The sequence below is a fragment of the Sulfitobacter sp. HI0129 genome, assembly GCF_001635395.1.
In the GTDB taxonomy this organism is placed as follows: Bacteria; Pseudomonadota; Alphaproteobacteria; order Rhodobacterales; family Rhodobacteraceae; genus Sulfitobacter.
Map to the genome: position 1 here is coordinate 1 of NZ_LWGH01000006.1, position 672 is coordinate 672.

The 672-nt window shown below is 66.8% G+C and carries 1 protein-coding gene; it reads right to left on the bottom strand.

Annotation, left to right across the window (positions count from 1 at the left end; genetic code table 11):
- Window positions 1-342 precede the first annotated feature (342 nt).
- Window positions 343-672 (bottom strand): SLOG family protein (locus A3764_RS00160; RefSeq protein WP_150122004.1); only part of this gene is annotated, 330 nt, incomplete at its 5' end.

Here is a 672-nt window from a genome sequence, read left to right on the forward strand (position 1 = left end):
GCCATCACGCAGCCGCCACCATCCGCGTTCGCGTCACGCCGAGCCTGGCCGGGGTGCTGACGGAGCCCGCCCGCGTGGATGCGACGGTCCGAAACACCACCCGAGGGACGCGCAAGTCTTCAGCCTCAAGTGCGACGTCTCGACCCCTCGCGTCTTGCCCCGCTGACGATGTGCGTGAGGTGCGCACCATCCCCAGCCCGTACCGATGCGGATGGGCCGCACGCTGACGGACCGGGTAGAGGGATAACGGTGCTGGCCGCCGCAGACTGCCGATCACGCATGACCAATCGCACGCGCCATGAGACATGACGAAAGGGCCGCGCCAAGCGCGACCCCCTCTCTTCACTCCTGCGACGCATTCTTCACCGGGTCCGCAACCCGCATGACCGTCAGGCCTTTCGCTTCCGCTTTCTGCCCGAGGTTCAGCGCGACCCCGTTGCCGCCGAAGAGTACAACCCCCGTCGCCGCGAACTTGTCGTCCAGCATTTCGTCGTTGCACTTGAACGGTGCCGCCCGCCCATGCGCGGACCAGCGCGGATCGAAGCGCGCTTGTGCGACCCCGCGTGCCCGGGCCCACCGAGCCGCAATCATCTCCGCCCCGTGCTTGCCACCCTTGTGGCAGAGGAAGATCTCCTGGTTGCGGTTCTGTTTGATCCGTTCGCGAACCTTGTC